Origin of the sequence: Polaribacter aestuariivivens, assembly GCF_005885675.1 — a bacterium.
Lineage (GTDB): Bacteria > Bacteroidota > Bacteroidia > Flavobacteriales > Flavobacteriaceae > Polaribacter > Polaribacter aestuariivivens.
Window position 1 is genome coordinate 25114 of the sequence record NZ_VANR01000005.1, and the last position, 13121, is coordinate 38234.

Consider the following 13121-nt stretch of genomic DNA (forward strand, 5'->3'; position numbering starts at 1 on the left):
ATAGAATATATTTAAAAATGAAAAAACAATTTTTTAAAGTTCTTGCTAAAATTAATAAAGCTATTTTACCATCTTACACAAAAAAAGGATTGGATATTTCTAAAGCGTCTAAATTACAATTAGCAATAATTGGTTGGAGGGCTTTTGTGACACAAAATTCATTAGACTAAAACAAAACATTATGAAAACAGAACACATAACAATATTTTCAGGATCTTCTATAATCGTTAAAGGACTACAAGTTAGATTAGAAGAAAATAATATAAGCTCTATTATTAAAGACAGAGTAGAATCTGCTAGACTAGGAGGTTTTGGAGAACATAGATCTGCTATAGAATTACTTATCTTAAAATCTGATATTGAAAAGACACAACCAATTGTTGATTTGTATAAAGAAGAAATAAATTCATAAAAAGTTTATTTAGATTTCTTAGTTTGAAAAAATGCTATTATATTTGCACCCGCAAAAAGGCCATGTGGCGCAACTGAATAGCGCACTTGATTACGGCTCAAGAGGTTCTAGGTTTGAATCCTAGCATGGTCACAAAAAACTCATCTAAATTTAGATGAGTTTTTTTATTGTTTTTATTTTGATAAGAATTTTTTAAAGTCTCCTTCAAAAAATCGTGGTGGGTATTTTAATTTCAACTTATTTTGTAGTTCTTTGTCTTCCCAAACAACATTTAAGCCAACTTCTTTATTAAGTTGATAATTATCATCTCGTTCTGTGTAACCACACATTAAATATGCTGTATTTAGGTTTTGAAAAAATCTAAAAAAACGTCCCATTATATAAAAAATAGTTTCGTTAGAATCACCAGTAATATCATATCTATAAAATATTGGCAATTCTTCAGATTGATAATTTATTAAATGCTCAGGCCTTAAATCTTTATTAGAAATTTCTTTACTTCTAAGTTTTTTATAAGTTGTATTTTTTATTGGTAAAACAACACAATGCCCTGAGTAGTAACCTGATTTTCCAACAGAAATAAAATTTAATTCTGGTAAAAGCTCAATAGCCTTCTTAATTAAATCAGTATTTACGTAAGAAGCATCTCTTTTTTGTGTGTCTATAAATTGCTCTAAATATTTTATATCGTAGTCAAAATCAATAGTCCTAATGTTTTCAGAAACCAAATCAATTTGATCTAAAAACCAGCTTAGTTTTGGCAATTCATTTGATTGTTGAAATAAGGAATATTTCCGAGTATTAAAGTCATAATATGTAGGTATTGGTACTGCCCCATTCAGGTTATGAATTAATTGATAAGGCATTAAAGTTACCAAAACAATGTCTTCTTCTTTTTCGGATTTTACCAATGTTAAGTTTTTTTCCCAACGCTGTATGGTTCTCAAATCTACATTAATTTCATTTGCAAATTCATTTTGAGATATCTTATAAAATTTACGGTAGTCAGAAAATAATGCTCCTAAAGAATTGTATTTTTTCATATTAATAATTAAAAAGTAAATATAAAAAAATGAAACTCAATGACATTGTATGTCTTAATTTACTTCAAATTTTTAAAATAAATTTGCAGTATTAATAAATCAATTGTGTTTTTATACAAATTAAAAGAGATTGAAAATTCTTTAGAGGAAAAAATTGCTAGTGAAAAAAGCTTATTGGATGCTGTTATTTCTCTTAAGAACATTCTTTTAAAAATAAATTTTGAGGTAGAAGATATTCCGGAATATTCTTTTGATAAAATTTTAAAGTTATTAGAGGTTGTAAAAAAAAGTCCATTAACAAAAAATGAACAAATTATTTTAAGAAAAATAATTCATAAAAAATAATCAAATCACTTGTAGTACACCCTAAATCCCCCGCAAGTGAAGGTCCGTCTTATTTTTAAGGCGGGCTTTTTTTGAATAAAAAAAACCTTAAGCGATTGCTTAAGGTTTTTTCGTCTAACCAAACTTTAGTATAAAATACTAACTACTACTATGTTTTTATTTTTTTATGTATTCCATAAATTACTCCAAGTAAAAATAAAGCACCTGTAAAACCATCAATAGGTAATCCTGGAGGTGGTGGAGGTGGCACTGGTGGTGGCACAATTTGTCCAAAACCCGTAAACGGAATTATTAATATAATTATTAAAAATATTTTTTTAATGCTCATTGTTTATTGTTCTCTCTTTTAAGACACTTACGTAAAAAAAAGTCACATGGTTTTTTTAAAAATAAAAAAACTTGCATTTTTTTGCAAGTTTACTCTAAATACTGTCTTAATGCAATTCTATGTTCTGAAATGCTTTTATCGTAGTCTCTAACTACTAATTCAAGTATATCAGGTTTCTTTTTTCCAATATCATTTTTATGGGCAAACTTAGAAACATATAAATTATATTTTAAATCATTTTTTTCAAAAATTAAAAAATGTGTTTCATTAAGCTCTCTAAAGGCAATATCGTTTCCTGAAAAACTATTAGAGGTATCTTTAAAAAAACTTGAAAACTCAAAATAATCTAGTACATTATCCATAATTAAATTAATTCTGCAGATAAACCTAGTTGTAATAATTTAGAACACCTTGGCTCTAAATCTTTATACTCTCCAGATTTTACTGTACATTTTCCTTTATAATGAACTAAAATTGTACATTGTTCTGCTTGCTCTAGAGTGTGGTCGCAAACATTTATTAAAGAGTCTATTACAAAATCAAAAGTATTTACCTCATCATTATGTAAAACGATTTCATGTTGATTTGTTTCTTTTTCTAAAATATCAACCTCTTCTTGTATTTTTTCTTTTGTACTCATGCTATAAAAATAAAAAATATTATTTATTATTTTATATATTTTAACGCAACCCAATTATTACGCTCTATAAATGTATCTAAACTTAAATTGTATTTTGAAACCTCTGCATCTATGATTGGAATATCTTCTTGATAAAAACCACTCAATAACAAAACTCCATTTTCTTTTAAACAATTTGTATATATTTTCATATCCAGCAATAAAATATTCCTGTTGATGTTTGCAATAATTACATCATATTTTTTATTGATTAATAAAGAGGAATCTCCTTCATAAACGGAAATATTACTACAATTATTACGTGCTACATTTTCTAATGAATTTTCGTAACACCAATAATCAATATCAATGGCATCTAATGGTTTTGCTCCTCTCATTTCAGCAAAAATTGCCAAAATTCCAGTACCACAACCCATATCTAACACTTTTTTATCTTGTAAATCTAATTGTAACAAATGTTGAATCATCATATGTGTTGTTTCATGATGTCCTGTTCCAAAACTCATTTTTGGCTCGATAACAATGTCGTATTTTAAATTTGGATTCTCGTGAAAAGGTGCACGAACACTTACCAAATCATCTACTTGAATTGCCTCAAAGTTCTTCTCCCACTCTGCATTCCAATTGGTTTGTGCTACTTCTTTCTGATTGAATTCTATTGAAAATTCATCTGAATTTAATACGAAAATAGATTGCAAAATAGCTGCATTCCAATCTGATTTTTGAATGTATGCGGTTACACCTGTTTCATTTTCAACAAAACTTTCGAAACCAACGTTACCTAATTCTGCAATTAAAATTTCGGTTGCGGGTTCTTTAGGGCTTACCGTAAAATTGTACTCAATATAAATATTATCCATAAATCTATTTCAAAAAAAATGCATCGAGAATAAAATCTCGATGCAAATTTATTGTTTTCTTTTGATTTTATAACTACTAAATAGCTGCAATAATTGCTGTGAAATCATCTACATGTAAAGCTGCTCCACCAATTAAACCTCCGTCTACATCTGGCTTAGAAAAAATTTCTTCAGCATTTGTTGGTTTTACACTTCCACCATATAAAATTGATACTTGCTCTGCTACTTTTGCATTGTATTTTTTCTCGATAATACTTCTAATAAAAGCATGCATTTCTTGTGCTTGTGCTGGACTCGCAGTTTCTCCTGTTCCAATTGCCCAAACCGGTTCGTATGCTAGAATAATGCTTTTCCAATCTTTTGCTTCTAAATGAAATAATGCATTTTTTAGTTGGCTTTCTACTACAGCAAAATGATTGTCTGACTTTCTATCTTCTAACAATTCTCCAAAACAGAAAATTGTTTCCATTCCTTTTTCTAAAACTGTGTTTACTTTTTCTGCTAATTTCTCATCTGTTTCTCCAAAATAAGTTCTTCTTTCTGAGTGTCCTAAAATAACAGTTTCTACACCAATTGCTTTTAACATATCTCCAGAAATTTCACCTGTGTAAGCTCCATTGGTAGCTTGGTGCATATTTTGTGCAACCACTTCTATCTTAGATTTTTTTGCTTTTTTAACTGAAGAAGAAAGGTTTACAAATGTTGGAGCAACAATTACTCTCGTATTTTTAAGAGGCATTTTTTTAATTGATTTTTTTAAGCTTTTGATCAATTTTTTACTCTGCTCTTTATCATTATTCATCTTCCAGTTTCCTGCTACAATCTTAGTTCTCATGTGTATAAATTTGGTTCTTTTTACAGAAGTTTGTTATTAAATTCTAAGTGGTAAATTTAAGAAATCATCTTTAAAATATTTCAGGAAATAGAAATAGTTACTAAAACGATTTATAAGGGTTATTTTAAAGCTTCAACAATGGCTGGATCTGATGCTCTTGTCGCTTTATGTAACTGGATTTTTCCTTGTTTGTCAACTATTAAATATCTGGGAATCCAACCTAAATTTAAAAAATCTACGAATTCGCCATCTTTCATCCCTTTTCTTAAATTATAATGTTCTCCTTTTAAATTGAATCTTGTAATTCCGTTTTTCCAGGCTCTTTTACTTTTATCAACAGATAAAAATAAAAAAACCACTTCTGGATAGTCTTTTTGAAGATTCTTTACATTCGGTAAACTTTTAGCACAATCTCCACACCAAGAAGCCCAAACATCAATTAAAATCTTTTTTCCTTTGTATTTATCAAGGATTTCTTGAATAGAAATTTGTTCATCAGATAAAGAATATGCTTTATCTTTTAAAGCTAATTCGGAAAATTCTGTAGGTTTTTCGAAAGTACAACTGGTTACTAAAATTATAAATATTAGAACTATTTTTTTCATTATGAAATTAATGTGATTTCAAAAAATTTGTCTTCTTTGACTTTAAAAACTTACAAATTAAAATCTAAATTAAGTATTTTTGTGGAACTATATAAAAATTATGACCACAAAAGAATTAGTAGCTCAAATTCAAAAGAAAAAATCTTTTTTATGCATTGGTTTAGATGTAGATTTAGATAAAATTCCATCTCATTTATTAAAAGAGGAAGACCCTATTTTTGCTTTTAATAAAGCAATTATAGACGCAACACATCATCTTTGTGTTTCTTACAAACCCAACACTGCTTTTTACGAAGCTTATGGTTTAAAAGGCTGGAAATCTTTAGAAAAAACCATTCATTATCTGAATGAAAATTATCCAGAAATTTTTACAATTGCAGATGCAAAACGTGGCGATATTGGAAACACATCAACTATGTATGCAAAAGCTTTTTTCGAAGATTTAGCTTTTGATTCTGTTACTGTTGCACCTTATATGGGAAAAGATTCTGTGGAGCCATTTTTGACTTTTAAAGATAAACATACCATTATGTTAGCCTTAACTTCTAATGAAGGCGCTTTCGATTTTCAAACAAAAAAAATTGATGATAATGAATTGTACAAGCACGTTTTAGAAACTTCTAAATCTTGGAAAAATTCTGAAAACCTAATGTATGTTGTAGGTGCTACAAAAGCAGAATATTTTACTGAAATACGTAAAATTGTACCAAATTCATTCTTATTAGTTCCTGGTGTTGGAGCTCAAGGAGGAAATTTACAAGATGTTTGTAAATATGGCTTATCAGAAAATGTTGGTTTACTAATTAATTCTTCTAGAGGAATTATTTATGCTTCTAATGGAAATGATTTTGCTGAAAAGGCAGCCAAAAAAGCTTTGAAGATTCAACAACAAATGAAGAATTATATAAAATAAAAAAAGCCATAGTTAAAAAACTATGGCTTTTATATTAACTTCAATACTTAGTCAATGAAAACAATAAAAGTATTTGAATGAAATTAATTTTGATCTGCTTCTGTTAAATTAGGATTCGCATTAATTTCTGCTTGTGGAATTTTCCAAATCCAATCATTGTTAACTGAAGGTTTTGCTTGCATAAAACCATCTTGATATAATACTTGAGAAGCTCCTGAGTTTGTTAAATCAATACCTTCATCCCAACGAATATGGTCTAACCAACTAAACCCTTCTCCATACAACTCAACTCTTCTTTGAAATTTAATGTGATCCATTAATTTTTCTTTTGTATCAAATATTGTTACGTCATAAGCTACATCTCTTTCCTCTCCAAGTGGTTTTAAAGCTGCTTGAGCTCCTGTAACATCGTTCATCATAGCTTTTGCTTCTGCTTCTATTAAATACATTTCTGAAGCACGCATATAGATTACATCATCTGGATCTATAGTTCCCGGATTTTTTTGTCTAAATTTTACATGCATGAAAGGATGCTGATTGTGTCTTGATGTAATACCCCAAGCTGCTTCATTATCTCTTCTTGCTTGGTTAAAAGAAGCTGCATCTGAATAATTAGGATCTGTTTGAAAACTACCACCTTCTCCATTTGCTGCTGCACCATTTGTATTTGGCGCTTTAGCTAAAAATAAATCAGCTCTATAATCTGTTTCAGGAATCATATTATAAACTTCTTTATTAATAATTTTTGGATTTCCTCTATTTTGACTTCCCTGAAAAGTTGGTGAAATGTAGTAGAAGTAAGAACGGAAAAATGTTGTTTCTGACTGGATAACTCTTCCTCCCCAAATTACTTCAGAAAGATCAGTTGTATTGAATCCAGATTTCCAACCAGTTTCATTTAATAATGGATAACCTTGACGTGCTTTTACTGCTGCATCTGCAGCTGCTGACCAATCTCCTTCAGATAAAGCAATTCTAGCTTTAATACCATAAGCAGTATTTAAATCTAATTGAGACTTATCTACTCTTTGTGAAGCGTTTTTGAAAAAATCAATTGACTTGCTAATATCGTCATTTATTTGATCATAAATAACTTGAACTGAAGATCTTGGCTCACTCGTATATGGAGCTTCTGTTTTAAATAATAATGGAACTCCAGGATCTGTAGAAGGAGTACCTATTAGATATCCTTTTGCATAAGTTGTAACTAATGAATGATATGCCCAAGCTCTGTAAGCATATGCTTGCCCAAGTATATTGTTCATATTCGCATCAATAGTTAACCCATCTTCTTCAACTTTATTTATAATTGCATTACAACTAGCAATAAAGTGGTATCGTTGATACCAAAGTTGCTCTACAGTTGTTGTAGTTTCAACTGTGTGTGTATTCCATTGTAATTCTGCTCTCATCCAACCATTTGATCTTGCTGTGTGAATTAAATCACCACACATTACATCAAACATTGGTATCCAGTATTGCATACCAGCTCTACTATTAGAGCCTCCAGGTATAATACCCTGTTGTGCATACATTAATCTGTGAAGTCCATTTAAAACTAAGGCCATGTTTTCTGGAGTTGACAATGCATCTCCAGCAGATATTGCATCTGTTGGTTTTGTTTCTAAATAATCTTCGTTACATGATGTTATTGTGATGCTTAGCACCAATAATAACAGTACACTTACTTTTTTTAACATGATTATTATATTTTATTATTAATTATTAAAAAGATACGTTTACACCGAAAGTAATTATCCTTGAAGGATTAAAATCATTACCTGCAGTGGTTCCAGCTAAGTTATATTGAGGATTTAATCCTGTTCTTTGACTTTGCAAAAATAGATTTTCTCCAGAAACGTATACTTTTAGTGTGTTTACACCTAAATTTTCTGTAACTGTTTTATTAAAGTTATATCCAATATTAGCATTTTTAAGTGCTAAAAATGAAGCATCTGTTAAAAATCTAGAAGACTGACCTACAACTTGATCTGTATTTCCTACTTCCAATCTTGGAACATTTGTAATATCTCCTGGTTGTTTCCATGAGTTTAAAGCATCTGGGTGATATGAGTTACCATAATTACCTGTGTGCATCATTGCAGAATATCCACCATCTAAAAAGCTTCCTCCAATTCCGTAAGTAAATAACAAGTCTAAAGTAAATCCTTTATAACTAAAATTATTTGATACAGAACCTAAAAGATCTGGGATAGATGTTTGGTTTGCGTAAGCTCTACCAGCATCTTGCCAATCATTTGTGGTTTCGTGTTCTCCATTTGCATCTAAAACTGGTACTCTATTTCCATCTGCATCATCTTCGTATTTAAAGTATAGAGCATCACCATTTGCAGGATCTACACCAGCTGATTGAAAAATATAAAAATCGTATCTAGATCTTCCTTCTCTCCATAGTTTAGAACCATTAACAAATGGATCTGGTAATGATGTAATTTCATTTTTAAAAGTAGAAGCTTGTACGGTTAAATCCCATTTAAAATCTCTTGTATTCACTAAGTGACCCGTTAAACCTACTTCAAAACCAGAGTTGTACATATCTGCAATATTAAATGGTGCAGAATTAATTCCATTTGATAAAGGAATTGGTAAGTTGTATAATAAGTCTGTAGAATTTTTCTTGTAGTATTCAACAGATCCTTCTAAGAAGTTATTGAATAAACCAAATTCTAAAGCTACATCCCAACTACCTACAGTTTCCCAAGTTAATTTATTATTTCCTGGATCTGTAAAAACTAAACCAGGAGCACCTGCATTAGATGTAATAGAATATAATGCCTGAGAAATGAAAAATCCTAAGTTATCGTTACCTACTTGACCATAAGAAGCTCTTAATTTAAGACGATCTACAAATGAAACTTCGTCCATAAATTTTTCTTGATCTATTCTCCAAGATGCTCCAACAGAATAAAAATTACCCCATCTTGCATCTTTACTAAATGAAGAAGAACCATCTCTTCTTGCAGAAGCACTTAAATAATATTTGTTATCAAAATTATAGTTTAATCTTGCAAAATATCCTTCTACTCTTTTTAATGTACTTGAACCTCCTAAACTTACTGGAACAGAAAAGTTGTCAAATTCAAAAATACCTGCAGCAGTTTCTGTTGTTGCTAATGCACTATTGTTAGAAAAAGCTCTGTCAAAATTTTCGTGACCTAGAGTAATGTCTAAATTATGAACATCTTGGAAAGATTTTTTATACGTTAAAATTTGAGAAAAGTTTTGAACATCTCTTCTAAATCTAGTTTCTCCATATCTAGCTGTTGGTTGTCCATCACCTACAATTGGATTTTCGTAGCTTTTATTAATACCTTCATTAATATCTCTACCGTAATTTAATCTAAGGTCTAAACCTTCCATAATTTTAAAATCGGCATAGTATCTAAATCCGTAAGTATTATTTCTATTTAGTTCGTCATTTAAAACTGCTTCTGCTAATGCGTGACGTCCTGGATTGTATGGTCTTGAACCAATATTTAAAGATACATCTCCTTCACCCACATCGTAAATAGGGTTACCAGCTGCATCTAAAATTAAATTTCCATTTAAATCATTTAAATAAACAGGGTAAATTGAACCAATACTTTTTGCAAAACCAAATGGGTTTGCAATACTACCACCTCTAGATGGTGGCCCTTTAGATTCTGACACAGAAATGTTGGCGCTACCTCCCATAGATAACCAATTATTTACATCAAAATCTGCATTAATACGAGTTGTAATACGATCAAACTTTGAAGTAATTACATATCCTTCTTCGTCCAAATAAGATGTTGAAAAGAATACTTTATGATTATCTCCTCCAGTTGCTACATTTACAGAGTGATTTACTCTTGTACCAACTTGATCTAATACATCATACCAATTTAAACTTTTATAAATTACTTGTGCATTTGGATTTAGTTTACCATCTGTTCCAACTATTTGATCATTTGGCACATTAAATGGATTGTAACCTAATCTATTGTAAATTTCTGCAGAAGCTCTGGCTTCAACATTTGATCCGCTTAAAGAGTTTTTATATGCTTCCCACATTAATTCGTAGTATTGACCCGGTGTTACATAATCATATTCAGGAATTCCTCTTGTTACAAGACCATATTGAGTTGAAACATTAACTTGAGTTTTTCCTTTTGTACCTGATTTTGTGGTTATTAAAACAACACCATTTGCTGCTCTAGCTCCGTAAAGCGCTGTAGATGCAGCATCTTTTAAAATTGTCATAGACTCAATATCTTCTTGATTTATTGTATTTAAAGAGCCTTCGAACTGAATACCATCAACAATATATAATGGAGTAGCAGAACCATTTAAAGTTCCAACACCCCTAATTATAATTCCTGGAGAAGAACCAGGTTGACCCGAAGCTGCTGTAATTTGAACTCCTGTTGCCTTACCTTCTATAGCCGCAATAGGAGATGTAACATTCCTTAAAGCTAAATCTTTAGCTCCTACTACGTCTGCAGAACCTGTAAAAGCTTCTTTTGTTGTTGTACCATAAGCAACAACAACTACCTCGTCTAAAACACTACTATCTTCTTTCATAGTAACGTTTATAACATTAGAATTACCAACTGTTTTCTGAACAGCTTTGTAACCTAAGTACCTAAATACCAAAACCGCACCTTTTTTTGCACTAATTTTGTAATTTCCATCAAAATCTGTTTCTGTTCCAGTTGTAGTACCTTTTACAATAACACTAACACCTGGTAGTGATCCAGAACCATCTGACACTTTTCCGCTTATTGATATTTGCTGCGCTTTTAATGAAGTAAAACCTCCTAAAAACAGAAATAACAATAGTAAACTTTTGTAACCTTGTTTCATAAATATTTGAGTTGAATTAATTTGAAATGCTAATCTAAAAATTATGTTAAAAAAAGAGCAGTAAAAAGAAGAAAATTTTATAAAAAAATAAAGTTTAACATAATTTTATGATAAAAAATATCTTTATCATAAATTTTATGTTGTTTTAACATTTTTATTCAAAAAAACCAGCTTATTCAATTTATTTCCAATTTTCATTGCCTTAAATGCGGCAGAATCACTCTTAGATTCGTCAATATATTTATAATCATTGGATTTTTCTAACAACTTAAAATATCTATCTTCTAAGTGTTTTTTATAGGTTTGTAGTTGACTGATACGAGACATTATATTATTTTTGGGGATTTAAATATAATGAATAAATATTATAAATAATAATTATCTATTGTCTTGTAATGCAAAAACTTGCTTTAAAAGTGATGTAGTTCTTAAACCAACTTTTTCACGTATTCCTTTTTCCTCTACTTCAATCATTGTAAAAACACCTTCTAATGCTTGTTTTGTAACATAATCCGTTAAATCTGGGTTTACACTTTTTACAAAAGGTATTGAGTTGTATTTTGTAATTAAATTACTCCAAATTTTATCTGCACCAACTTTTGAAAAGGAGTTTTTAATTACAGGACTAAAGCTTTGATATAAGTTTTGCTGTGTTTTTGACTCTAAATAACTTGTTGCTGCATTGTTCTGGCCTAATAAAATATCTTTAGCATCTGTAAATGTTATTTCTTTTACAGCATTTACAAAAATTGGTGTTGCTGTTTTCACTGCATCTTCTGCGGCTCTATTTAACGCTTTAATACCTTCATCTGCTAAGTTTCCTAAACCTATTTTACGCAAACCATTATCTACTGCCTGAAGTTCTTCTGGCAACAAAATTTTTACTAATTCATTTCGATAAAAACCATCTGTGGAAGTTAGTTTAGAAACTTGGTTTTTAATGCCTTTATCTAAAGCCTGTCTTAATCCGTTACCAATTTGAGCCTGCGTTAAACCTCCGCTATTTGGTAAATTATTTACAACATTTTGCAACTCTGCACATCCTGCCAAACTAATTACCACAAATAAAACTAAAACTTTTTTTATCATCTTTTATAAATTTTATATTTTTTGAAACTTAAATCTAGTGAAGTTATTCCTATTTAAAACTGTCTGTTCTTTTATCATATCCATAAGGACAATGTTTACAACCACTTTTACAACAGTAACCTCTTTTTAAATGAAATTGTTTGGTAAAAACTTTATAGCCTTGTTCATTTAAATAATAGTCTCCTTCTTCCAAAGGTATTCTTTTATTGTACATATTGCAAAAATATCATTTTAAAGCATAAAAAAAGCGTTCCTAAGAACGCTAATTTTTATTTTTTTTCATTTCCTGGAGGAAATCTAGAAATAATTTCTTTTACAAATTCTTTAATTCTTTCTTCTTTTTTTTCTCTATTGCTAATTTTCAAAGCTCCTGTTCCAACTCCTTGCCAAACTAATTCTTTTCTGGTTTTATCTATAAAATCGATAAACAGTGTACCTTCTGTGTATTGCGAAACATTTACGTTATTATTCATTCCATTCCACATCCAAGGATTCCAGCCCCAACCAAAACCATATCCAAAATTATTTTGAGTAACATTTACTTTTTCTCTTGATTTTGTAAAAATGCTTACTAACATATCTGGATTTTCAGACTTAGATAAACCTTGAAGCTCTAATTCAGTTTCTATTGCACGTAAAATTCTTCTTTTATCCAGATCAGAAATTTCTGCTTTGTCAATTCCTGTTTTGTAGAATGCAAAGGTTTTATACTTCGAAAAATCTACTTTCGAGTCATAATCTGTAGCTACTTTTACAGAACTACATGATGACAATAAAACTGCAAAAATTAAAATAAATGGTTTTAGTAATTTCATATGAATGTATTTTAGATTATTGATTTTAATTTAGAAAAAAAATGAATTTTATTACTAAATAACTTCAATTAATTGTTTTTTATATTAAGATATTATCAATAAATATGCCAAATCTTATTTTATTCAACAAATTCGATTTTTATAAAACATAGACTCAAAAAAACATGATTATAATACTTTTTCTTTTATTCAAAATGTTCTAATTAATATTTACGAGCATCTAATTCTTCCTTTCCTTTAAAATTGATTTCGTAATCATTATGTGAAATAAAAATTATTTATATTGCAAGTGACCTTATTAGATTGATCGTAAAATTTATAAATTGAAAAGATTTTAAACAAAAAAATTAAATATTTTGAGCCTTATAAAACTGTCTGTACAATCTAT

At 29.5% G+C, this 13121-nt stretch carries 17 protein-coding genes and 1 tRNA gene; 5 read left to right on the forward strand and 13 right to left on the reverse strand.

Going from position 1 to position 13121, the window contains the following annotated elements; all coding sequences use genetic code 11:
- The first annotated feature begins 17 nt into the window (after window positions 1-17).
- From FDT66_RS09685 to FDT66_RS09695, 3 genes are all read left to right on the forward strand, one after another.
- Entirely contained in the window at window positions 18-170 is a 153-nt protein-coding gene (locus FDT66_RS09685) for an SsrA-binding protein (protein ID WP_138535989.1), read from the forward strand.
- A gap of 11 nt (window positions 171-181) precedes the next feature.
- Entirely contained in the window at window positions 182-412 is a 231-nt protein-coding gene (locus FDT66_RS09690) for a DUF2007 domain-containing protein (protein ID WP_138535991.1), read from the forward strand.
- Between the two features lie 58 nt (window positions 413-470).
- Window positions 471-544 (forward strand) — tRNA-Arg (locus FDT66_RS09695).
- Window positions 545-585: 41 nt separating this feature from the next.
- Here FDT66_RS09695 and FDT66_RS09700 read toward each other — a convergent pair.
- The gene (locus FDT66_RS09700) at window positions 586-1455 is read right to left on the reverse strand and encodes a helix-turn-helix domain-containing protein (RefSeq protein ID WP_138535993.1); all 870 of its coding nucleotides are present in this window, start codon (window positions 1453-1455) and stop codon (window positions 586-588) included.
- A gap of 105 nt (window positions 1456-1560) precedes the next feature.
- On the opposite strand from FDT66_RS09700, the gene FDT66_RS09705 reads away from it, so the two are divergent.
- Window positions 1561-1800, forward strand: a complete 240-nt coding sequence (locus FDT66_RS09705; protein ID WP_138535995.1) for a hypothetical protein — start codon at window positions 1561-1563, stop codon at window positions 1798-1800.
- Window positions 1801-1948: 148 nt separating this feature from the next.
- Here FDT66_RS09705 and FDT66_RS09710 read toward each other — a convergent pair whose 3' ends face one another.
- From FDT66_RS09710 to FDT66_RS09735, 6 genes are all read right to left on the reverse strand, one after another.
- Window positions 1949-2128, reverse strand: a complete 180-nt coding sequence (locus FDT66_RS09710; protein ID WP_138535997.1) for a PID-CTERM protein-sorting domain-containing protein — start codon at window positions 2126-2128, stop codon at window positions 1949-1951.
- An 89-nt stretch (window positions 2129-2217) separates the two neighbouring features.
- Entirely contained in the window at window positions 2218-2490 is a 273-nt protein-coding gene (locus tag FDT66_RS09715) for a hypothetical protein (protein WP_171032363.1), read from the reverse strand.
- Window positions 2491-2492: 2 nt separating this feature from the next.
- Window positions 2493-2768, reverse strand: a complete 276-nt coding sequence (locus FDT66_RS09720; RefSeq protein ID WP_138536000.1) for an ATP-dependent Clp protease adaptor ClpS — start codon at window positions 2766-2768, stop codon at window positions 2493-2495.
- A 26-nt stretch (window positions 2769-2794) separates the two neighbouring features.
- Window positions 2795-3628 (reverse strand): 50S ribosomal protein L11 methyltransferase, encoded by an 834-nt coding sequence (prmA, locus tag FDT66_RS09725; RefSeq protein ID WP_138536002.1) that lies wholly within the window; start codon window positions 3626-3628, stop codon window positions 2795-2797.
- A 76-nt stretch (window positions 3629-3704) separates the two neighbouring features.
- A complete protein-coding gene (tpiA, locus tag FDT66_RS09730) occupies window positions 3705-4463 on the reverse strand; it encodes a triose-phosphate isomerase (RefSeq protein ID WP_138536004.1) in 759 nt (252 codons plus the stop codon).
- A gap of 119 nt (window positions 4464-4582) precedes the next feature.
- On the reverse strand, window positions 4583-5068 hold the full coding sequence (locus tag FDT66_RS09735; protein WP_171032364.1) for a TlpA family protein disulfide reductase: 486 nt from the start codon (window positions 5066-5068) through the stop codon (window positions 4583-4585).
- A 100-nt stretch (window positions 5069-5168) separates the two neighbouring features.
- On the opposite strand from FDT66_RS09735, the gene pyrF reads away from it, so the two are divergent.
- Window positions 5169-5981, forward strand: a complete 813-nt coding sequence (gene pyrF, locus FDT66_RS09740) for an orotidine-5'-phosphate decarboxylase (RefSeq protein WP_138536006.1) — start codon at window positions 5169-5171, stop codon at window positions 5979-5981.
- 83 nt (window positions 5982-6064) lie between these two features.
- Here the strand turns inward: pyrF and FDT66_RS09745 are convergent, their stop codons facing one another.
- The 6 genes from FDT66_RS09745 to FDT66_RS09765 all read right to left on the reverse strand — a co-directional run bounded on the left by FDT66_RS09745 (window position 6065) and on the right by FDT66_RS09765 (window position 12733).
- Window positions 6065-7681: a RagB/SusD family nutrient uptake outer membrane protein gene (locus FDT66_RS09745; RefSeq protein WP_138536008.1), complete on the reverse strand. Its 1617-nt coding sequence runs from the start codon at window positions 7679-7681 to the stop codon at window positions 6065-6067.
- A 25-nt stretch (window positions 7682-7706) separates the two neighbouring features.
- Complete coding sequence (locus tag FDT66_RS09750; protein ID WP_138536010.1) at window positions 7707-10829, reverse strand: SusC/RagA family TonB-linked outer membrane protein; 3123 nt, start codon at window positions 10827-10829, stop codon at window positions 7707-7709.
- 135 nt (window positions 10830-10964) lie between these two features.
- Window positions 10965-11156 (reverse strand): hypothetical protein, encoded by a 192-nt coding sequence (locus FDT66_RS09755; protein WP_138536012.1) that lies wholly within the window; start codon window positions 11154-11156, stop codon window positions 10965-10967.
- A 51-nt stretch (window positions 11157-11207) separates the two neighbouring features.
- A complete protein-coding gene (locus FDT66_RS09760) occupies window positions 11208-11918 on the reverse strand; it encodes a DUF4197 domain-containing protein (RefSeq protein WP_138536014.1) in 711 nt (236 codons plus the stop codon).
- A gap of 49 nt (window positions 11919-11967) precedes the next feature.
- Complete coding sequence (locus FDT66_RS14040) at window positions 11968-12132, reverse strand: DUF5522 domain-containing protein (RefSeq protein WP_171032365.1); 165 nt, start codon at window positions 12130-12132, stop codon at window positions 11968-11970.
- Between the two features lie 55 nt (window positions 12133-12187).
- On the reverse strand, window positions 12188-12733 hold the full coding sequence (locus FDT66_RS09765) for a DUF4136 domain-containing protein (RefSeq protein ID WP_138536016.1): 546 nt from the start codon (window positions 12731-12733) through the stop codon (window positions 12188-12190).
- Window positions 12734-13121 lie beyond the last annotated feature (388 nt).